Source organism: Rhodococcus qingshengii JCM 15477 (assembly GCF_023221595.1).
Classification (GTDB): Bacteria; Actinomycetota; Actinomycetes; order Mycobacteriales; family Mycobacteriaceae; genus Rhodococcus_F; species Rhodococcus_F qingshengii.
In genome coordinates, this window is the sequence record NZ_CP096563.1 from 5,736,150 (window position 1) to 5,755,628 (window position 19,479).

Below are 19,479 nucleotides of genomic sequence, written 5' to 3' on the forward strand. Positions count from 1 at the left end.
TTGATAATTCGATGTGTTTGGCAAAAGCTAGGATCATCGACGGGCGCGGTCAATAGATGCTGAATATTTTCGCGACGGCAGGGAGAAATCGGATGATAAATGCGATCGAACGGGCAGCTGCCGCAGCTCGGCCGAATCATGTTCGGCTCGACGACGTCGATACGGCGATTCTCCGCGAACTCGTCCGGGATGCACGCATCCCCAACAACGCACTCGCCGAGAAGGTCGGGATAGCGCCGTCGACCGCTCTGGCGCGGATGCGCGCTCTACGCGAATCGGGCGTCATCAAGGGGTTTCACGCAGACATAGACCTCGAGCTACTCGGCCTCGAGATCTCGGCGATGGTGTCGATTCTGATTCACTCCCACGCCAGAAGTCGGATGACGGAAATTGCCGAGCACCTGAGCGGACTGGATTCCGTTCAGCGAGTGTTCCTGATGAGTGGGGACCGTGATCTCCTGGTGCACGTGTCGTGTGAATCCCCCACTCGGCTTCGCGATTTCGTCAGCGCGCACCTCAACGATCCGGCCATCGCCAATACCCAGACCAACCTGATCTTCAGCGAACTGAGTCAAGGCGGCTGAACTGCAGCTGTCGCCAAGGCCGATTCGGTGTACTCTCGTAACCTTCGTCTCCGGACGGAGTACGCGGAGCGCTGATCAATGTCGGAACACAAGCAAATGCAACCCCCGGACTACCACCGATGCCTCGAAACGGTGTTCTCCTCACCCGCCGCATGCCGCGAGATACTGGAAAGACTGTCCAAGATGACGGAGGCAGAAGTCCAATCGCGATGGTCGCCGTGGGTTGACCAGGAACCCCCACCCTTCGGTTCGCATGTCAAGGATCAAGTACCCGCAGAGGTGCAGTTGGCGGCGCTACAAGTCACATACGATTCCCATCGAAAGTCGACTATGGCGCTGTGGCGCCAGTTGTCGGACATCATGGGCATCCCCGTCATGCAGGAAAGCCTCGTCGAACTCATCTGGAGTGTGCGTATGACGATCGAGCGGCTCAACAACCGAATCGAGATGCTCGAAAACGCAGCTACACAATCGGGCAAACCTGCTCCTGACGCATGAGATGACTGTGTTCATCCCACTAAAGTCGGACAGCATGTTGCCACTCGGGTTGTCCATGCTCTGGGAGTCGGTGGAGCCGGAAGCCGCTCTGGAGGAGCGATTCGGATTCAACAGCTTTGGCGCAGCCACCCATTGGGTCTCGGCGGTACTCGAGCAGACTTGGGGGTTGACGGCCCTCGAGTGCTCGCGAATGGCGATCAGTGACCAGAACGCGATCGTGTGGGTTGCGAGCGACCGCGGTGGGCTGGTGGTGAAGTGGTCGCGCGCCACAGAGCGCTTCGCGAACCTGGAGGCGTCGACGCGCCTACTGAGCGCACTCGCCGCGCAGGGCGTGCCCGTTCCGTCACCAATCTCGTCCCTGAACGGATTGGACCGGGAAACACTGGAAGGGCCTTCGTGCGCAGTGTCATTCACCGTACTGCCGGAGTTGGCGGGAGATTGGTTGGACGTGCAGGACCGCGTGGCGGTCCGTTCGGCAGGAGCATGTCTGGCAGAAATACACCGAACGCTCGGCGCCACCCATGTCGACGGATCGGTTTTCTCGTCGCGCAGCACCGGGTTGAAGGAGCGCATCGGTGGTTGGCTCGAGAATTTCGACCGCAGGTTCGCGCCTGAGGCAACGCGTAGGCTCGTGGGCCTCCTGGCGCGTGCGTCCGAGCTCGATGACCAAACTCAACTGGTACACAACGACTTCCGTGCAGCCAACATCTTGACTCGAAACTCTCGGACCACCGGAGTACTCGACTTCGACGACGTGGTGATCGAGCACCGGGTGAGCGACCTGGCCAAGGCAAGCGTCTATCTGGGCACCCTGTTCACCGATTGGCGACCGACACCGATCGCGGTACGGCAGAGCCTGCGCGCCGGCTACGAATCCGTCCGTCCCCTCAGCCGATCCGAGACAGAATGGTTCGAGATCCTCGAACTGTGGCACGGCCTGATGGCAATCCCGGGTGAGAACGACACCGCCGGTTGGGCATCAGCGTTGTGACAAAAGTGGGGACGCCGGTACCGGCGTCCCCACTTCGCTTCTGATCACATCAGGATCCGGCGCGGATCCATTCTTCGAGATGCGGCGCCTCGGTACCGATCGTCGTGCCGTCGCCGTGACCGGTGTGAACCTTGGTCTCGGCGGGGAGCGCGAACAGCTTGTCGCGAATGGACTCGATGATGGTCGGGAAGTCTGAGTACGACCGCCCCGTTGCGCCGGGTCCACCGGAGAACAAGGTGTCGCCGCTGAACAGTTCCCCCGCCTCGGGCAGGTAGAGGCAGGTCGACCCCGGGGAATGGCCCGGTGTGTGGATGGCCAGAATGTCCGTACCCGCCACAGCAATACGCTGATCATCTTCCAAGCTCAGATGCTTCACCCCGGGGTGAGTCATCTCCCAGAGGACATCGTCGGCCGGGTTCAGGTAGATCGGAGCGTCGAGTTTCTCGGCCAGCTCCGGCGCAACGGTGACGTGGTCGTTGTGGCCGTGGGTGCAGACGATTCCGATCACCTTGCGTCCACCGACAGCGTCGATGATCGGCTGCGCGGTGTGAGCTGCGTCGACGATCACCACTTCGTTGTCGTCACCGATCAGCCAGATGTTGTTGTCGACGTCCCATGTTCCGCCGTCGAGGCTGAACGTGCCCGAGGTGACGACGCGATCGACTCGCAATGTCACAGGACCACCACCGAACGAAGGACCTCGCCGCGGTGCATCGTCTCGAATGCCTTCTCGACCTCGTCGAGCTTGATGCGCTCGCTGACGAACTTCTCGAGCGGCAGACGCCCCTGCTGGTACAGGTCGACCAGAACGGGGAAGTCACGCTCGGGCAGGCAATCGCCGTACCACGACGACTTGAGGGCTCCGCCGCGCGAGAAGAAGTCCACCAGCGGCATTTCCAGCTTCATGTCCGGCGTCGGAACTCCCACCAGCACTACGGTTCCCGCGAGGTCGCGGGCGTAGAACGCCTGCTTCCAGGTCTCGGGACGGCCGACTGCGTCGACAACCACGTCGGCGCCGAAACCTCCGGTCAGCTCCTGGACTGCTTCGACGACGTCGTCGACCTCGGTCGCATTGATCGTGTGCGTTGCACCAAGTTCCGTGGCCCACTCCAGCTTTCGTGGATCCCGGTCGATGGCGATGATGGTATTGGCACCGGCCAGGCGTGAACCCATGATCGCTGCGTCGCCGACGCCGCCACACCCGATCACAGCCACCGAATCACCGCGTCCGACGTTGCCGGTGTTCATCGCGGCACCCATGCCGGCCATGACGCCGCAACCGAGCAGTCCGACGACAGCCGGATCGGCCGAGGCGTCGACCTTGGTGCACTGGCCTTCGTGAACCAGCGTCTTGTCTGCGAATGCGCCGATGCCGAGTGCCGGCGTCAGTTCGGTGCCGTCTTCGAGTGTCATCTTCTGCTCGGCGTTGAACGTGTCGAAGCAGTACTGCGGGCGGCCACGCTTACACGCACGACACTGCCCGCATACGGCACGCCAGTTGAGGACGACGAAGTCGCCCACCTCGACGTGAGTGACACCGGGGCCGACGCTCTCGACGATGCCCGACGCCTCGTGCCCGAGCAGGAACGGGTACTCGTCGTTGATTCCGCCGTCGCGGTAGGTCAGGTCGGTGTGGCACACACCGCACGCTGCAATGGCGACCACTACCTCGTTGGCGCCGGGATCGGGAATCGTGATGGGGACGATTTCGACGGGGGCACCCTTGGATCGGGCGATGACGCCGCGTACCTGCTGTGGCATGGCTTTGCTCCTGGCTTCGTGCGATTGAGGACGTGTCGTCACATGGCGCCGTGTTTTCACATTGCGATATGTGCACTCGTTGAAAGGTTAGCCCGAAGTAGGTGCCCGCAACCCTGGTCGAACTGACTGACCGACCTGGCCGAAAGGACTAGGGTGCAGGCTTCACGCCGGCCTCGGCGCCCGCGGCGGCCGCCGCACCCCGACTCTCGACGCCCAATTTCCGCAGGACCCCGGCAACATGAAACTTGACTGTGCTCTCACTGACGCCGAGTCGCTCCGAGATTGCCTTGTTGCGCCGTCCGGCCACCAGATGCTCGAGTACCTCGAACTCCCGCGGAGCCAGTTCCGTCAGGACGTCGCGGTTCGGTAGGGCGACGGGCGCGTCGAGCGGGATGGTTGCGCTGATCCGGTTCCCCCACCCGGGCGTCGACTCGGATTCGACGGTTCCACCCAAAGTCTCTACCCTCGAACGTAATTGGCGTTCCACGTCGATCACGTCGGCTTCACCACCACCGTCGTCGCGGATGTCGATCGAGAGCGAAGCCGCGTCGAGGGTCCAGGCCACCCGGATTCGCGAGAGCGTCTGCTGATCCGACAAGGCCAAGACCGCGCCGCGGACGACCGCGCGGGCGCCGTGCGCCACTTCACCGGGCAACCCACGCCCGTCGACGGGTGGCTCCACCAACTCCAACGCGATTTCCCGATGCTTGAGCAGCGAACGCAATTCCCCACGCATCCGCGCAAAAGCGGTGGTGGTCGACTCCTCGGCCAACTCGCGGTGCACGTCGACGGCCGAACGCAGGCCGATCAGGGCCGAAGCCGCAGTCTCCCTGGCCGAGGTTCGAGCACGCGTGTCGTCGAGATCCGCCGAGCGCAGCGTCGCCAGCATCGTCTCGAGGGTGGCCGCATGCACCTCCGTCATCTCTGCCACGGTGCGTGCACGCTCGGACGACGCTGCCCGCGACTCGGCGAGATATGCCGGACTCGCGTTCCGCACCTGGAGCTGAATTCCGGTTGCAGTCACCGCGAACAGTGCCTGGATCAATTCGAGGGATGCCGCCTTCACCGGTCCGGGGTGTGGCGTCAGCACGAGGAGGGTGTCTGTTCGATCGAGCATCGCGAGCACTTCACGGTCTCGGCCGGCGATAGCGCACTTTCCCCGAAATATCTGTCCGACAGTGAGATCCGTACGGATACGGTCGAGTTCGGCGATGGTCACACGATCGACGACAGCTGGATCCCCGGCAACCTTGCGCGGCCTACCGGTGCACTCACGGGTGAAGATCACCAGAGAGGTGTGCGGCGCCATGTCCGCGATCAGCGTCGAAAATCGTCGGCCGATTTCGGGAAGTGGTCCCACCAACACGTCTCGAAGGGCGGTGATCAGTAGCGCATTGTCGGTGGTGCTCACTGTTCAACGATAACCATCCGGTTCACTGGTGCAGCGTGGTCTTCATGAGCATCACGTTGTAGTCGGACCACGTGGTGGCGAGAAAGTAGAGGTCCTGCCCCTGCGACCAGGGGTGCATGTACGCGCCGTAGAGTCCCGGAACCTCGTCGGTGCCGATCACGACGTCCGGTGCGCTCCACGGGCCGGTCAGGTCCGAGGCCGTCCGCAGCACCAGCGCTCCCCACTCGTTGGAGTACATCGCGACGAACTTTCCGAGATAGTTGTTGTACTGCACCGACAGTTCGCTGACATCCCCGTCGAGAACTACTGCAGCGGCAGCGGGATTGTTGGGGACCCATGCCTTTCCGTCCCAGTATTCGTACGCCGCGACGTCCGCGATGGAGGCTTCCTTGACTCGCGAGAGACGCCCCTCGCCAAAGCGTCCGGCGGGGGTGCCGAAGTTGTAGACGTAACCACCGTCTTTGACGAAGGACCCCATCTGGAAGTTGTCGTTACCTGTCAACGGCAGATTGGGCCGGGACGAGGCCGGTTCGATCTGCCAGGTCTCACCGTTGTCGTGCGAGGACGCGATCTGCGAGAAGTTGGTGACCCACTCGCCCGACCCTCCCCACGAACGTATCGACATGTAGTTGACGTACTGAACGCCGCCCACGGAGATACCCGTCGTCGGAATGCTGCTGGTTTCGACGCCGGTGACTTTCAGACTTCCGATGATCTCGCGCGAGTGATTCGGTCGGTCGGTCGGTGAGGAGTCGATGTTCATGCCGTCGGACAGATTTCCGTCCGAGCTACGGAACAGGACGTTGCTGCGCCAGTCGCCGACCACCCCGGAGCACAGAGGGTCAGATCCGATACCGACGGTGTCACCGAAAGCTGTCAGGACCTGACCTGCGCCGTTGTCCCACATGATGCCCAGATCCGTGCCGAGAACGTTGAACCGCTCGACGGTTTGGTTGGGGCTCAGCGCGCCCGTGATGTACTCGACCGCCGAGGTGCGGCCTTGCAATTCCGGCAGTTTGCCATCCGTGCCGTTGAGCCAGGGAATCGGATTGGTCGGCCCACCTGATTGATCCAAGCTCCCGGTGACATTGCAATCCCACGGGGATGCATTGGCCTGGGTCGCCCCCAAGACCGCGGTCGACGCGAGTACACACGTCACTGCTGCTGTCGATATCTTCCGCATCCGGCGCATCGCTCCCCTTTCGCGGGGGAGATCCGGACTCTACGAGGTGTGTTGCTCGACCGGATCGGTTCATCCACCCACGAGAACACAAGGTAACAGGTAAATCGGTCAATCAGGACAAAACGGGCTTATTCGGTGGAGATGGATTTCAACCATTTCTCCATCACGGCTGCGGCAATCTCGAGCCCCTGCGACTCGGTTGCACCCAACTGCTGCATGAAGATGCGCGGACCGTCCGCTCCCAGCGAAGCATGCAGCGAATCGCGGTACTCGGCCAGTTCCATCCACTCGCGCGCCACCGCGGAGGACGCTTCGAGGTGAAACTGAACGGCGTAACTCTGCTTGTATCGGAAGAGTTGATTCGAATACTTGGCTGAACCAGCGAGCCGCACCGCGCCGTTCGGAATGTCGAAGGTATCCGAATGCCATTGCATTGCAGGAAATGTGGAGGGCAGATCTCCCCACACGGGATCTTGCCGGCCCTCGACAGTCAAGGTGATCTCCTCAACTCCGACTTCAGGCACAGCGCCCGTGTAGACGCGAGCACCCAGCGCCGCGGCGAGCAACTGCGAACCGAGACACACTCCCCACACCGGGACGTCGCTCTCGACCAGATCGCGAATGTATTCGATCTCGGATGCCAACCACTCGACCTCGCCCTGATCGCCGACGCCCATCGGCCCGCCCATCACGATCACGGCGTCGAACCGTCGATCGGCAGGAAGCGGGTCGGTGCCCAGAAGAACAGTCTGCACGTCTCCGTAGCTCTCCAGGACAGGCGAATACGCCGCTGGGGGTTCACACTGCGCGTGTCGTAGTTCCAGAAAATGCATGTAGGCAATTCCTCTCGAATCCGGTGCCGAAAGCCTATGGTTCTATTCGACATAAGGCACATCGACGGCGTCGGATGTGCTCTGCGCTCGAATCTCCGCTTTCATCGCCCCATTACCGACAAGGAACGTCTGTGCGCGCACCACACCTCTTTTCGACATCGATTCGCCCGTCCTCAACTGCCGTTCGCATCGGACTCAGCGCATTCGCCTTGGCGTCACTTGCCGCGTGCTCAGGAACAAGCACCGACAGCGAGGCAGAATCAACATCCACCGCGACCACCACTGCAACCTCGACGACTCAACCCACGACGACTCAGGCTCCATTGACCACCTCGGTGATCGGTACGACGAATTCTCCACTGGCCACGACCCCAGTCGCCGCGGAAGTGACGCCCGCTGCAGCTCCCGCGATCATGCCCAACGTCGTGTGCATGAATCTTCAAGACGCGCAGGACACCATTCAGTCGTCCGGAGTGTTCTTCTCCAGAAGTGCTGACGCAACTGGCGCGGGTCGACGCCAACTGGTCGATTCCAACTGGATTGTCGTCGATCAGACACCCTCTGCCGGAAGTCCTTTCGGGGAAATCGAAGCCGTGCTCTCGGCCGTGAAAATCGGCGAACCGAACCCCTGCTGATCGGCTGAGTTCTCGAACTTCGCAATTCCGGGAACACTGCGCCTTACTTGACAACTACCTCCGACCTCCTTCACTGTAGTCAACATTACGAGTATCCAATATATTGGATGCGAAAGGTTGGATTGCAACATGAAGGTGCAACGAATACGGCAGAGCGCCAGCTCTCCGGCGTCCATGAGCGACCCCGTCATCGGAATACTCGGAGGCATGGGGCCCGCCGCTACTGCCGACTTTTACTCCAAACTCGTTGCGCTGACACCAGGTTCGACGGATCAGGAGCACCCCAAAGTTGTCATCTGGGCCGATCCCACCGTTCCCGACCGGACATTGGCACTCACCGAGAACGGCCCTGACCCCACTCCGTGGCTGATCCGCGGTGCGCGCGTTCTCCGAGAGTCGGGCGCGACGACGCTCGCCATCCCATGCAATACCGCCCACGCCTTCCTGCCCGCAATCTCGTCCCAACTGGGACTTCCCGTCGTCCACATGATCGACGAAGTCGCTCGGCACATCCGGACGCTCTCACCCGCCGTCACATCCGTCGGACTATTGGCCACCACGGGGACGGTCCGCACCGGGTTGTATCAACAATGGCTGTCGGAATACTCGATCGACGTCCTGGTGCCCGGACCTGCGATCCAGGACGAACTGGTGATGCCGGCGATCCGAGCAATCAAGAGCGGCAACGTCGGAGACGAGACCACCGACAAGCTCGTCAGGGCCGCTGATCTTCTCGTCGAATCGGGCGCGCAGGTCGTCGTGGCCGGGTGCACCGAGATTCCGCTCGGACTGCCCGCCGACGCCACAACCTGTCAGATCATCGATCCGGCAACAATTCTCGCCCGCGCTCTGCTCCGGCGGGTTGCGGATGCCCGGAGACACCCTTCGATGGTCGTTTCGGGCTGACCTGCAGCAGGGAGGCTGCAGAGTACGATATCCAGTATGTTGCGTGGCGGTAAACCGGTTGAGCGAGCACGAATGAGCGACATCGCTCTCGAACGCATTCGCGAAGCGATCGTCACCGGTGAACTGGCGCCGGGCTCGAAGATCAAGGACAGCGAACTCGCCGAGTATCTGGGACTGAGCAGAACTCCAGTCCGCGAAGCGCTCGCAAGGCTGGTCGACACCGGACTCGTGGAAGCGAAACCTGGTGCGTACACGCGCATCACCACCCTCGACCGCGGCGACGTCGAGGCAACACTCGCAGTCATCGAAGCTCTCGACCAACTGGCCGTCGTCACCGCTGTACCGAATCTCACCGACGAGATGATCGGGGCGATGCGTTCGGCCAACAAGGACTTCGCTGCCGCCGTCAAACGAAACGACATAGGCCGAGCCCTGACCGCAGACGATCGCCTACACAGCGTCATCATCGACGCTGCGGCAAATCCGCTGTTGAAGAAGCTGATTCACCAGGTTCACCCACAAATTCACCGCATCTACTACCGCAAGTTCTCGAGCCTTCTCGGCAGCCAGGACTCCGTCGACCATCACAACAAGCTGATCGAGCTGTGCGCAGACCACGATGCCGAGGCGGCAGCGACACTGTCGGCCGAACATCGACGCCATCTCGGCGGGCTGATCGGTGAACTCTTCGACGCCGACGAGTTCGCGCTCTCGGACTGACCGACGCCCGAATACAAGTTTCGGCGCTTGCCTATATTGGCCATTGCCGATATAAATGACTGGTGCATGCGTTCGACGTTCTCGGAGACCCAGTTCGGCGAAGAATCATGGAACTCCTGTCCAGCGGCGAGCGCTCGGCGGGTCAGATCGCCGAAGTCGTGGCAGCGGAGTTCGGAATCTCGCAACCGACCGCGTCCGGGCACCTGCGAGTGCTCCGAGAAAACGGATTCGCCACCGTCCGCAGCGAAGGCACCAGGCGTCTCTATGCCGTCGAGCCCGCGCCATTGCAAGAAGTGGACCAATGGCTCGACGGATTCCGGCAGTTCTGGAGCGGTCCTCTCGACGCATTGGCCACAGAACTCGCACGCGGGAAACGACGCGGCTCGAAGCGGAGCAGATCTTCACAACCGAATTCTTCCGACGAAGGAGACTCACAATGACCGAGATCGCGAACCAGGACACCAGCCTCACCGCGGTAGAGCGGAGCATGGGCAACCGCGAGATCGCCGAAGGTTCGGCTCGAACAGCCGTACTCAAGCGCCGCTACAACGCGTCGGTCGACGACGTCTGGGACGCCATCACGACCCCTGACCGCATCAACCGTTTCTTCCTTCCGGTGAGCGGAGACTTCCAGGTGGGCGGCTCGTACGCCTTCGAAGGCCAGGCAAGTGGCGAGATCCTGGCCTGCGACGCCCCACACCTGCTGCGACTGCAGTGGACACCGCCCGGCGATCGCGGATACAGCGATCAGGTCGAGATCCGGCTGACTGCAGACGGTCCCGACGCCACCTGGCTCGAGTTGGAGCACGCCTCCGTCGCCGATGTCTTCCGCAACGACCCTGACACCGGCTGCTACGGCGTCGGAACCGGCTGGGAAGGCCCACTTCACTACCTGGGCGAATACTTGCGCGGCACTCTCCCTGATGCGCCGAGCACCGAGTGGTACACCTTCGACGAAGCAGAGGAGCTTCGTCTGGCCAACTTCCGAGGGTGGGAGTGGGCAAAGATCGAGGCAGAGCACGGCGACCGATAACGCCCAATTCTTCGAAAACGGTCACAGGATGGCCGTTTGCTTTGTATCGTGACCGAGCTGGACGTATGTCCAGCAGTTTTGGTGGCTTCCTTTCGTGCCACACCTGCTTCGGTCCACGAGAAGAGAGCTCCACATGGCGCCACAACCCGTAGTCGACAACGCGGCCACGACGCGACGCACGCACATCATCCGGACAGTTCTCGCTGTCCTCGTCATCGCACCGCTGTCGATTGCGGCGTTCTACATGTGGGCACTGTGGGATCCGGGCGACACGGTCAACCGCTTGCCCGTCGCCATCGTCAACGCCGATGCGGGCACAGAACTCGACGGAACACGTCTGCAAGCCGGCGATGAAGTTGTTGCCGCACTCGTCGAGAGCGGAGACGTTGCATGGAAGGTCGTCTCGGAACAGGAAGCCGCCGACGGCGTCAACGACGGCACCTATTACTTCTCTGTCGTCATTCCGAAGACTTTCAGCGCGGATGTGGCCAGTGCCGCATCGGGTTCGGGCCGCAAGGCCGAACTCGACGTCTTGTACAACGATTACAACAGTCTGGTCGCCGGCCCGGTCGGTGAAAGCATCATCGCTCAGGTGCGCTCGGCGGTCTCCGAGTCGATCGGCGAGCAGTCCATCGACCAGGTGCTGGTCGGGTTGGGTGAACTCGGAACAGGATTCGGTGAAGCAGCAGCAGGAGCGCAACAGCTGTCCGACGGATCCTCCGAAGCGCTTGCCGGAACCAACGAGCTCTACGCTGGAAGCAAGGAACTCGCCACCGGCATGGGCGAAGCAAATCAGGGCGGCAAGGAGCTGGCCGCCGGAGCCGGCGAGCTGGCTGCCGGAGCTGGCGAAGCTGCTGCAGGCTCGGGCGAGCTGAGCAGCGGACTCAACCAGTTGGTCGGGGGCACCGACGAACTCGGCGCAGGCGCCCGACAGATCAGCGAAGTGGTCGACATGGTCACCACCCCGGTACTCGACCTCGCGGGGTCCTCGGACGCCGTCGTCGGTCAGATCGACGCCCTCACGTCGATGCTTCGAAACTCGGCCGATCCGGTCTCCGCCGGACTCGTCGAAGCCCTGGCTGGACTGCGGGCTTCCCTGACTGCACAACCGTCGGACGACGACGTGATCGGTCAGCTCGGCCAGCTTCGCGACGGCGCGCGGGAGATCTCGCGCCAACTCACCGATCCGAGCAGCGACTACCGTGGTGGGCTCCTTGCCGCCGCGGTCGGTGCAGGTGAACTCAACACCGGCCTGGGCCAACTGTCCGACGGTGCAGGCCAACTCGCTACCGGTGCACAGGAACTCTCCACCGGGCTGGGGCAGTTGGACACTGGAAGTATTGCGCTCCGTGACGGTCTCGGGCAGCTATCGGCCGGCGTCGGCGAGCTCGACGCGGGTAGCGCGGAACTCGCCACCGGTTTGTCCGACGGTGCCGCCCAGGTACCGCAGTTCACGGACGACGAGCGCGCCACCACGGCCAATCTCCTCTCTTCCCCGGTTGCCGTCGACGCGCGGAACAACTATCCCGCAGCCGGTTTCGGGCCGGGAGCCGTACCTGCCGTGATCTCGGTGGCACTGTTCCTGTGCGGAATTCTCACGTGGTTCGTCGTCCGCCCACGACGCGGACGTTCACTGAACTCGCACACCAGCGTGGTACGTGAGGGGCTGCGCCGCTACCGCATTCCCGCCCTGGTCACCTTGGTCGCGGCGCTCGTGTTGTCGGTGGTGTCACTGACCGTGGCAAACGTCGAACCACCTAGTGTTCTGGCGATGATCGCAGTGATGATCCTGGTGGGTGCCGCCGCGGTCAGCTCGGGCAGGCTCTTCACCGTTGTGTTCGGTGCCGTCAACGGAACCTTCATCGCTCTGGGCGCCTTGATGATTCAGATCTTCGCCTTCGGCGCGGTATACCCCATCGAACAGATGCCGACGGTTCTGCAGTGGCTGCACGCTCTGATGCCACTCACGTGGGCGCGCAACGCCATGCGCATGGTCCTTGTCGGATACTACGGCCCGAAATTCTGGGTGGCGGTAATCGCTCTGGCTGCCTTGGTGATCGGAGCCGTCCTGTTCACCATCTGGTGGCGCCGCCGACAAGAACCGCCGACCGACGCCGATGACGACGCGCCGATCACCGAGGAGATCGTGTACCTCCAGCAAACGCAAGCGTGAGCCGGATCAGCGAACGAGCGTCGTACGCATCAACATGACGTTGTAGTCGGCCCACGTGGTGGCAAGGAAGTACAGATCCGAACCACTGGACCACGGGTGGATGTATGCGGCGTAGATACCGGGAACCTCGACCAGATTGACCAGTGTCTCCGGTGCCGTCCACGGACCGACCGGACTGGGAGCGGTTCGCATCACGATCGAACTGAACGCGTCGGCGTACATCGCCACGAACTTGCCGAGGAACTCGTTGTACTGAACTGAGATCTCCCCGATGCGGCCGTCCATGACGGGTACGGCCGCAGCGGGATCGGCAAGGATCCAGCCGTTTCCGTTCCAGTACTCGTAGGCGGAAAGATCGAGGATCGCCCCCTCGGGCACGCGAGAAAGTCGAACCTCGCCGGATCGTCCCGCGGGGGTTCCGTAGTTGTAGACGAACCCGCCGTCCTTCACCATCGAGCTCATCTGGAAGTTCTCGCTACCGGCGACGGGGGCGACACCCGCGGGAAGAACCCCACCGATGTTGGGGCGCAGAGTTTCCGGACGAGTGGTCCACGTTTCGCCGTTGTCCGAGGAGGTGGCAATCTGTGAGTAGTTCGTGCTCCACTGCCCGGCCTCGCCCCAGTTGCGCACCGACATGTAGCTCAGATACTGCACACCGTTCACTGCGATGCCGCTCGTGGGGATGCTGGAGGCCTCGACGCCCGGAATCTTCAGACCGGAAATGATCTCACGCGCCTGAGCTGTGCCGTCCATCGGCGCGCTGTCGATGCGCATACCGTCGGCCAGTACCCGATCCGAGCTGCGGAAGAGTACATTGCTTCGCCACTCGCCCACCAAACCGTCGCAACCGGGGTTACGACTGAGCCCGGTGGTATCGCCGAAAGCGGTCAGAATCTGCCCCGCACCGTTGTCCCACATGATGCCCAGGTCGGTACCCAGGACATTGAAGCGATCAACTGTCTTGTTGGGACTGTATGTGCCGGTGACCTTTTCGATCGCGGTAGTACGACCGGACAGACCTGGCAACCCTCCGGTGTTGCCGTTGAGCCACGGCGCCGCATTGGCCGGACCACCGCTACTACCGACGCCACTGACTCCGACGCAGCCCGGCGCAGCCATCGCCGGCGAAGCCACCGCCGTGACGGCAGCAGCTGCCAGAGCAGCAACTACCCCGAACACCCCCAACGATCTCCCCGCGCGAAACATGACTCCCCCATGGCCGGGATTGTTGGTGTTGTCGTCGTCGTTCCCCCCGAACCTCGGACAATCTAGCAACTGCAGTCACAGATAACCCAATCAGACAAAGACGCGAAAAGGCCTGAAAGTCATAGTAGTTCAGACTTTCAGGCCTTTTCGGACAGAGAAGATCAGTCAGTAGGTCAGCGCGCTCCGCTCGCACCGCCGTCGAGTGGAATCACCGCGCCGGTCAGATAAGCCCCGGCACGTGAAGCCAGGAAGATGGCAAGACCTGCGGCATCCTGGGGAGTTCCGACCCGGCCCAACGGGACCGAGTCCGCCACAGCCTTTGCACTCTGTTCGTCCTCGAGGAGGAATGCCATCATCTTCGACGGGAACGGGCCCGGCGCAATGGCATTGACCGTGATCTGTTCCCCCGCAAGCGTTGCCGCGAGCTTGCGCGTCAACATGTGCACCGCAGCCTTACTGGCTCCGTACGAGAAGTTCTCCGAACCCGACACCACGAGTCCGTCGATCGATCCGATATTGATCACGCGCGCGGGGTCTTCCGCCGTGGCTGCAGACCGCAACTGCGGCAACAGCTTCTGCGTCAGGAGGAAGATTGCCTTGACATTGATGTCGAAAATCTTGTCGAAGCCTGCGGCCGGAAAATCGTCGACGGGAGCTCCCCACGTGGCACCGGCGTTGTTGACCAGTACGTCGAGCGTCGGCGAAATCTCGGCGACCTTCGCAGCGAGGCTCTCGACCCCCTCGTCCGTGGACAGATCGGCCGGATGCGAAATGCAGGTGCCGAACTCCGAAAGCTCTCGCGCGGCTTCGTCACAGGCTTCGGCCTTTCGGGCCGAAATGACGACCGTCGCTCCGCCTTCGACAAACCCGCGAGCGATCATGTATCCGATGCCGCGTGATCCACCGGTGACCACAACGGTCTTGCCACTGACGTCGAACAGTCCCTCGATCAAGCTCATGCGACCTCGAAAAGCCCGGCAGCACCCATACCGCCGCCGATGCACATGGTCACCACCACGAGCTTGGCTCCGCGCCGTTTTCCTTCAAGAAGAGCATGGCCGACCAGACGAGCCCCCGTCATTCCGTACGGATGGCCGACGGAGATACCGCCACCGTCGACGTTGTACTTCTCGGGATCGATCCCGAGCTTGTCGCGGCAGTACAGGGCCTGAGAGGCGAAGGCCTCGTTGAGTTCCCAGAGATCGATGTCGTCGACCTTCAGGCCGTGAAGATCCAGCAGACGCGGAATCGCGAACACCGGTCCGATGCCCATCTCGTCGGGAGCGCAACCCGCGACAGCCATGCCACGGTAGATACCGAGAGGCGCCAACCCGCGGCGTTCCGCCTCGCCTGCCTCCATCAGCACCGACGCCGAAGCGCCGTCGGAGAGCTGAGACGAGTTGCCCGCAGTGATGGACGAATGAGCACTGACAGTCCCGTCGGCCAGAACCGGTCGCAGACTCGACAGCCCTTCCAACGTGGTGGAAGCGCGGTTGCCTTCGTCGCGGGTCAGCGTCACGGACTCGCTGCGGATCTCACCCGTCTCCTTGTCCTGCACCTGCTTGATCGAGGGCAGCGGGACGATCTCGAGATCGAACCGACCTGCGTCCTGGGCCGCTGCGGTCCGCTGCTGGGAGACGAGCGCGAACTCGTCCTGCTGCTCGCGGGTGACTCCGTAGCGCTCGGCGACGATCTCGGCCGTGTGCAGCATCGGCATGTAGATCGACGGCTTGTTTTCCTTCAGCCACGGATCAGCCGCGCGGAAGTTGTTCATGTGATCGTTCTGGACCAACGAGATCGATTCGACTCCGCCGCCGACCGCGATCTGCATTCCGTCGTCCACGATCTGCTTGGCTGCGGTTGCGATGGCCATGAGACCGGACGAGCACTGACGGTCGATCGTCATTCCGGAAACCGAATCCGGAAGCCCGGCCCGCAGCACCGCTTGCCGTGCGACGTTGCCGCCGGAAGAGCCCTGCTGCAGCGCGGCGCCGAGGATGACGTCCTCGACCTCGCCGCCCTCGAGGCCCGCGCGCTGAACTGCATTCCAAATGGCATGTGCAGCAAGCTCTTGAGCCTGAGTGTTGTTGAACGCGCCGCGGTACGCCTTACCGATCGGGGTCCGGGCGGTGGAAACGATGACAGCTTGCCTCATCGGGGAATCCTTTCGTCGAACACGAAGTGCTGTGCGCCTTTATTAACCGCCGGGGGTTAATAAAGGCGCACAGCAAGAATCAGGGCTGGAACACGACGCGACCGACCGTGGTGCCGTCGCCGAGGCGACCGATACCGTCGGCAACGTCCGTCAACGACAACCGCTCACTGATCAGTGGTTTGACCAAGCCGGCATCGGCGAGCCTGGTGAGCTCGACGTGGCAGTCGTCGATGGCCTGCTGGTTGTAGGCCTTGTACAGCCCCCAGTGCAGTCCGATGATCGAATAGTTCTTGATGAGAGCGTGATTGAGTGCCGGCTGCGGGATCGTGCCACCGGCGAAGCCGATGATGACGATCCGTCCCTCGAAGGCGATGCACTTGGTGGACTTCGCGTATGCGTCGCCGCCGACCGGATCGAAGACCACGTCGGCGCCCTTGCCGCCGGTGAACTCCTTGACCGCTGCCACGAAGTCCTCACTGTGACGGTCTACGACGAGGTCTGCGCCGAGCTTGCGCGCGTACTCGGCCTTGTCCGGGCCGCCGACGACACCGATCACCTTGGCGCCTGCCGCCTTGCCGAGTTGCACTGCCGCACTACCGACACCACCCGCAGCAGCGTGGACCAACAACGTCTCACCCTCAAGCAGTTGGGTGCGGCGATGCAGAGCGAACCACGCTGTCTGATAGCCGATGCTCAGAGCGGATGCTTCCGCGTCGTCGAGAGCCGACGGCGCCGGGAACGTGTTGTTCTGATCCAGTACCGAGTACTCGGCGAATCCGCCGGACGGCAGACTCGGATTACCGATCACCCGGTCCCCCACTGCGAATTTGGTCACCGATTCACCGACCGAGACCACTTCACCACACAGTTCGACACCGGGTGTGAAGGGCAGCGGCGGCTTGATCTGGTACTCACCCCGGCACATGAGGACGTCGGGGAAGTTGGCCGGAGCCGCCAGCACCTTGACCAACATCTCCGTCGCATTCGGGGTGGGATCCGCGGTCTCCTCCAACGCGAGCACATCGCGGGGTTGACCGAGTTCGTTGACGCGCCAAGCCTTCACAGCAATTCTCCAGACAGATAGTGGGTGAGTTTCAGGACGAGATCGGGAGGTCGACCAACTCGGCGAGGCGTGCCCGATGCTGATACGCGGTTCCCAGCGACAGCTGATCGCTCTTCGCCCGTTTGAGGTACAAGTGCGCCGGATACTCCCACGTCATTCCGATACCACCATGAAGTTGGACGCACTCCTCGGCAGCATGAACCGCGACGCCGCTGCAGAATGCCTGGGCCACCGTCGCTGCGATCGCCGCATCGGCGTCGCCGCGTGCATAGGTGTCCGCCGCATATCGTGCTGCCGCTCCCGAAGAGCTGACTTCGAGCCAGAGATCGGCGAGGCGGTGCTTGATCGCCTGGTACGAACCGATCGCCCGGCCGAACTGCTTGCGCTCCTTCACATACGCGAGAGTCGTTTCGAGGCACCACTGAGCTACAGCGAACTGTTCGGACGCCAGAAGTGCGCTTCCACAGAGCAACGCTTCCTCAACCGCTTGCGCCGCATTGCCGCTGTCGACACGGACCGACGACGACCCCGAGAACTCGACGTCCGCCAATCGGCGCGTCATGTCCAGGGACAGAACCGGCGTGACGGTAGCGTCGGCGATCCGAACGGTATGCAGCTCCAGACCGCTTTCACCCGCAACCGGAACAACAAGAACATCGGACTCGGCGACGCCGGCAACCGTCGTGACGCTGCCGACGAGTCCACTCGCCGTTGCCTTGACAGTAGGTGTGAAAGTTCCTGGTGCAGTGGACAACGGGACGACCAGAGCAGCCGTCGAATCCCCCGCTGCCAATTGACCGAGCACCTCGGTCTCGCCGGCCTTCAGCAACGCCGTCGTCGCCAGCACCGCGCTGGTGAAGAACGGAACGGGAGCGACCGCACGTCCGATCTCCTCCATCACGACCGCCGCCTCACGCGTCGACGCACCTGCCCCGCCCAGTTCCTCGGGTACCAGCAGTCCCGCCAAACCGAGTTCCGACGCCAGCGACTTCCACAGCCCGGTGAAGTCGGCGGACACGTCGTCGTACGCCGTGACCACGGTGTCGGCGCCGGCGCGCTCGCTCAGCAGTCGTCTGACGCTGGCTCGCAGATCTTGTTCGGTCTCGGAGTACAACAGATCGGCGCTCATCGGGGTAAGTCCTTCCAGGCGATGTCCTTGTCGACGCGATGCTCGGGCAGCAACCCGAGTACACGTTCTGCGATGACGTTGCGCAGGATCTCCGACGTTCCGCCCTCGATCGAATTGCCCTTGGCTCGCAGGTACCGGTATCCGGGTTCACGCCCGGTGAAGTCGACGGAATCCGGTCGACGCAGCGTCCAGTCGTCGTAGCGCAGACCGGCTTCGCCGTGCAGCTCGAGGTCGAAACCCGAAATCTGCTGAGCCAAACCGGCAAACGCGAGCTTCATTCCCGAGCCTTCGGGGCCGGGCTGGCCGGCGGCGAGCTGCTGGCGCAGTCGCTCACCGGTCAGACGCGCAACTTCGGATTCGGTCCAGAGCCGCATCAGCTCGTCGTGCATCGCCGGATTACGCAGCTCGGGCTCGTCACGCCAGGCCTGAGCGACCTTTCCGATCATGCCTCCCTCACGCGGTGCGCCCGAACCGATGGCAACACGCTCGTTGTTCAGGGTGGTGGTCGCAACCTTCCACCCCTGGCCTTCGGCTCCGAGGCGATTGGCGTCCGGAATCCTGACGTCCGTGAGGAATACCTCGTTGAATTCGGCCTCGCCGGTGATCTGACGCAGCGGCCGGACATCGACGCCCGGATCGGTCATGTCGCAGATGAAGTAGCTCAGACCCGCATGCTTGGAACGTGACGGATCGGTCCTGGCCACGAGAATCGCCAGCTGCGCATTCTGCGCGCCCGACGTCCATACCTTCTGCCCGTTGACTATCCAGTCGTCGCCGTCGCGGACGGCGCGGGTAGCGACGGCCGCGAGGTCCGAACCTGCGCCCGGTTCACTGAACAGCTGGCAGTAGACCGTCTCCGCAGTCCACAACGGGCGCAGGAACTTCTGCTTCTGCTCCTCGGTGCCGAAGGCAGCGATGGTCGGTGCCGCCATGCCCAGTCCGATCCCGTTCTTGCCGGTGGCCGGGCCCGGTGCACCGGCGGCCTCCAGCTGAGCGTTCACCTGACGCTGAAAGCTCTGCGGTACACCGAGTCCCCCATGACCTTCGGGGAAATGAACCCACGCCAGTCCGGCGTCGAATCGTGCGCCGAGGAAGTCCGATACCGACACGCTGTTCGGATCGTTCTCCGCGAGAAGCGTGTTCACCTTCTCGGTGAGATCACGCGATACTGCCTCTTCGTCGAAAGCCATGCCCATTC

20 protein-coding genes are annotated in these 19,479 nt (G+C 62.7%); 9 read left to right on the forward strand and 11 right to left on the reverse strand.

The genetic code is table 11. The annotated features are described in order from the left end of the window. Nucleotides 1-92: 92 nt before the first annotated feature. The 3 genes from M0639_RS26495 to M0639_RS26505 all read left to right on the forward strand — a co-directional run bounded on the left by M0639_RS26495 (nucleotide 93) and on the right by M0639_RS26505 (nucleotide 2,073). Nucleotides 93-584: an Lrp/AsnC family transcriptional regulator gene (locus tag M0639_RS26495; RefSeq protein ID WP_007730865.1), complete on the forward strand. Its 492-nt coding sequence runs from the start codon at nucleotides 93-95 to the stop codon at nucleotides 582-584. 183 nt (nucleotides 585-767) lie between these two features. Continuing rightward, the gene (locus tag M0639_RS26500) at nucleotides 768-1,082 is read left to right on the forward strand and encodes a hypothetical protein (protein ID WP_139120551.1); all 315 of its coding nucleotides are present in this window, start codon (nucleotides 768-770) and stop codon (nucleotides 1,080-1,082) included. Nucleotides 1,083-1,116: 34 nt separating this feature from the next. Further along, on the forward strand, nucleotides 1,117-2,073 hold the full coding sequence (locus tag M0639_RS26505; RefSeq protein WP_064075094.1) for a phosphotransferase enzyme family protein: 957 nt from the start codon (nucleotides 1,117-1,119) through the stop codon (nucleotides 2,071-2,073). A 49-nt stretch (nucleotides 2,074-2,122) separates the two neighbouring features. Here M0639_RS26505 and M0639_RS26510 read toward each other — a convergent pair whose 3' ends face one another. The 5 genes from M0639_RS26510 to M0639_RS26530 all read right to left on the reverse strand — a co-directional run bounded on the left by M0639_RS26510 (nucleotide 2,123) and on the right by M0639_RS26530 (nucleotide 7,183). Continuing rightward, the gene (locus tag M0639_RS26510) at nucleotides 2,123-2,749 is read right to left on the reverse strand and encodes an MBL fold metallo-hydrolase (protein WP_064074986.1); all 627 of its coding nucleotides are present in this window, start codon (nucleotides 2,747-2,749) and stop codon (nucleotides 2,123-2,125) included. Then, nucleotides 2,746-3,834 (reverse strand): S-(hydroxymethyl)mycothiol dehydrogenase, encoded by a 1,089-nt coding sequence (locus tag M0639_RS26515; protein WP_007730860.1) that lies wholly within the window; start codon nucleotides 3,832-3,834, stop codon nucleotides 2,746-2,748. Before M0639_RS26515 ends, M0639_RS26510 begins: the two co-directional genes overlap by 4 nt. Before the next feature lie 148 nt (nucleotides 3,835-3,982). After that, on the reverse strand, nucleotides 3,983-5,245 hold the full coding sequence (locus tag M0639_RS26520) for a helix-turn-helix transcriptional regulator (protein ID WP_003943037.1): 1,263 nt from the start codon (nucleotides 5,243-5,245) through the stop codon (nucleotides 3,983-3,985). Between the two features lie 22 nt (nucleotides 5,246-5,267). Continuing rightward, nucleotides 5,268-6,437 (reverse strand): glycoside hydrolase family 183 protein, encoded by a 1,170-nt coding sequence (locus M0639_RS26525; RefSeq protein WP_064074987.1) that lies wholly within the window; start codon nucleotides 6,435-6,437, stop codon nucleotides 5,268-5,270. A gap of 119 nt (nucleotides 6,438-6,556) precedes the next feature. Further along, nucleotides 6,557-7,183 carry a type 1 glutamine amidotransferase gene (locus M0639_RS26530; RefSeq protein ID WP_082893261.1) on the reverse strand — a complete coding sequence of 209 codons (627 nt, stop codon included), beginning with the start codon at nucleotides 7,181-7,183 and terminating at the stop codon, nucleotides 6,557-6,559. A 209-nt stretch (nucleotides 7,184-7,392) separates the two neighbouring features. On the opposite strand from M0639_RS26530, the gene M0639_RS26535 reads away from it, so the two are divergent. From M0639_RS26535 to M0639_RS26560, 6 genes are all read left to right on the forward strand, one after another. After that, nucleotides 7,393-7,896 carry a PASTA domain-containing protein gene (locus tag M0639_RS26535; RefSeq protein WP_064074989.1) on the forward strand — a complete coding sequence of 168 codons (504 nt, stop codon included), beginning with the start codon at nucleotides 7,393-7,395 and terminating at the stop codon, nucleotides 7,894-7,896. Between the two features lie 129 nt (nucleotides 7,897-8,025). Continuing rightward, a complete protein-coding gene (gene cuyB, locus M0639_RS26540; protein WP_231915060.1) occupies nucleotides 8,026-8,802 on the forward strand; it encodes a cysteate racemase in 777 nt (258 codons plus the stop codon). A 36-nt stretch (nucleotides 8,803-8,838) separates the two neighbouring features. Next, entirely contained in the window at nucleotides 8,839-9,522 is a 684-nt protein-coding gene (locus M0639_RS26545; RefSeq protein WP_019745689.1) for a GntR family transcriptional regulator, read from the forward strand. Nucleotides 9,523-9,584: 62 nt separating this feature from the next. Continuing rightward, nucleotides 9,585-9,962, forward strand: coding sequence for an ArsR/SmtB family transcription factor (locus M0639_RS26550; protein ID WP_050655974.1), 378 nt, complete (start codon nucleotides 9,585-9,587; stop codon nucleotides 9,960-9,962). Then, nucleotides 9,959-10,555, forward strand: coding sequence for an SRPBCC family protein (locus M0639_RS26555; RefSeq protein WP_054800568.1), 597 nt, complete (start codon nucleotides 9,959-9,961; stop codon nucleotides 10,553-10,555). Before M0639_RS26550 ends, M0639_RS26555 begins: the two co-directional genes overlap by 4 nt. Nucleotides 10,556-10,688: 133 nt before the next feature. Further along, the gene (locus M0639_RS26560; protein WP_058038317.1) at nucleotides 10,689-12,728 is read left to right on the forward strand and encodes a YhgE/Pip domain-containing protein; all 2,040 of its coding nucleotides are present in this window, start codon (nucleotides 10,689-10,691) and stop codon (nucleotides 12,726-12,728) included. Nucleotides 12,729-12,734: 6 nt separating this feature from the next. On the opposite strand, the gene M0639_RS26565 is transcribed toward M0639_RS26560, so the two are convergent. From M0639_RS26565 to M0639_RS26590, 6 genes are all read right to left on the reverse strand, one after another. Continuing rightward, a complete protein-coding gene (locus tag M0639_RS26565; protein ID WP_064074990.1) occupies nucleotides 12,735-13,934 on the reverse strand; it encodes a glycoside hydrolase family 183 protein in 1,200 nt (399 codons plus the stop codon). 173 nt (nucleotides 13,935-14,107) lie between these two features. After that, nucleotides 14,108-14,893 carry a RhlG family 3-oxoacyl-ACP reductase gene (locus M0639_RS26570; protein ID WP_007730838.1) on the reverse strand — a complete coding sequence of 262 codons (786 nt, stop codon included), beginning with the start codon at nucleotides 14,891-14,893 and terminating at the stop codon, nucleotides 14,108-14,110. Beyond that, a complete protein-coding gene (locus M0639_RS26575) occupies nucleotides 14,890-16,089 on the reverse strand; it encodes an acetyl-CoA C-acyltransferase (protein WP_058038319.1) in 1,200 nt (399 codons plus the stop codon). Before M0639_RS26575 ends, M0639_RS26570 begins: the two co-directional genes overlap by 4 nt. Before the next feature lie 79 nt (nucleotides 16,090-16,168). Then, the gene (locus M0639_RS26580; protein WP_003943088.1) at nucleotides 16,169-17,152 is read right to left on the reverse strand and encodes an NADPH:quinone oxidoreductase family protein; all 984 of its coding nucleotides are present in this window, start codon (nucleotides 17,150-17,152) and stop codon (nucleotides 16,169-16,171) included. Nucleotides 17,153-17,183: 31 nt separating this feature from the next. Beyond that, entirely contained in the window at nucleotides 17,184-18,281 is a 1,098-nt protein-coding gene (locus M0639_RS26585; RefSeq protein ID WP_064074991.1) for an acyl-CoA dehydrogenase family protein, read from the reverse strand. Beyond that, a complete protein-coding gene (locus tag M0639_RS26590) occupies nucleotides 18,278-19,471 on the reverse strand; it encodes an acyl-CoA dehydrogenase family protein (RefSeq protein WP_064075095.1) in 1,194 nt (397 codons plus the stop codon). Before M0639_RS26590 ends, M0639_RS26585 begins: the two co-directional genes overlap by 4 nt. Nucleotides 19,472-19,479 lie beyond the last annotated feature (8 nt).

What these genes read in the sequence shown, in the direction of transcription:
- M0639_RS26495 (WP_007730865.1), top strand. Translation starts at nt 93, where the DNA reads ATGATAAATGCGATCGAACGGGCAGCTGCCGCAGCTCGGCCGAATCAT.
- M0639_RS26500 (WP_139120551.1), top strand. Translation starts at nt 768, where the DNA reads ATGACGGAGGCAGAAGTCCAATCGCGATGGTCGCCGTGGGTTGACCAG.
- M0639_RS26505 (WP_064075094.1), top strand. Translation starts at nt 1,117, where the DNA reads ATGTTGCCACTCGGGTTGTCCATGCTCTGGGAGTCGGTGGAGCCGGAA.
- M0639_RS26515 (WP_007730860.1), bottom strand. Translation starts at nt 3,834, where the DNA reads ATGCCACAGCAGGTACGCGGCGTCATCGCCCGATCCAAGGGTGCCCCC.
- M0639_RS26525 (WP_064074987.1), bottom strand. Translation starts at nt 6,437, where the DNA reads ATGCGCCGGATGCGGAAGATATCGACAGCAGCAGTGACGTGTGTACTC.
- cuyB (WP_231915060.1), top strand. Translation starts at nt 8,026, where the DNA reads ATGAAGGTGCAACGAATACGGCAGAGCGCCAGCTCTCCGGCGTCCATG.
- M0639_RS26545 (WP_019745689.1), top strand. Translation starts at nt 8,839, where the DNA reads ATGTTGCGTGGCGGTAAACCGGTTGAGCGAGCACGAATGAGCGACATC.
- M0639_RS26555 (WP_054800568.1), top strand. Translation starts at nt 9,959, where the DNA reads ATGACCGAGATCGCGAACCAGGACACCAGCCTCACCGCGGTAGAGCGG.
- M0639_RS26560 (WP_058038317.1), top strand. Translation starts at nt 10,689, where the DNA reads ATGGCGCCACAACCCGTAGTCGACAACGCGGCCACGACGCGACGCACG.
- M0639_RS26565 (WP_064074990.1), bottom strand. Translation starts at nt 13,934, where the DNA reads ATGTTTCGCGCGGGGAGATCGTTGGGGGTGTTCGGGGTAGTTGCTGCT.
- M0639_RS26570 (WP_007730838.1), bottom strand. Translation starts at nt 14,893, where the DNA reads ATGAGCTTGATCGAGGGACTGTTCGACGTCAGTGGCAAGACCGTTGTG.
- M0639_RS26575 (WP_058038319.1), bottom strand. Translation starts at nt 16,089, where the DNA reads ATGAGGCAAGCTGTCATCGTTTCCACCGCCCGGACCCCGATCGGTAAG.
- M0639_RS26585 (WP_064074991.1), bottom strand. Translation starts at nt 18,281, where the DNA reads ATGAGCGCCGATCTGTTGTACTCCGAGACCGAACAAGATCTGCGAGCC.
- M0639_RS26590 (WP_064075095.1), bottom strand. Translation starts at nt 19,471, where the DNA reads ATGGCTTTCGACGAAGAGGCAGTATCGCGTGATCTCACCGAGAAGGTG.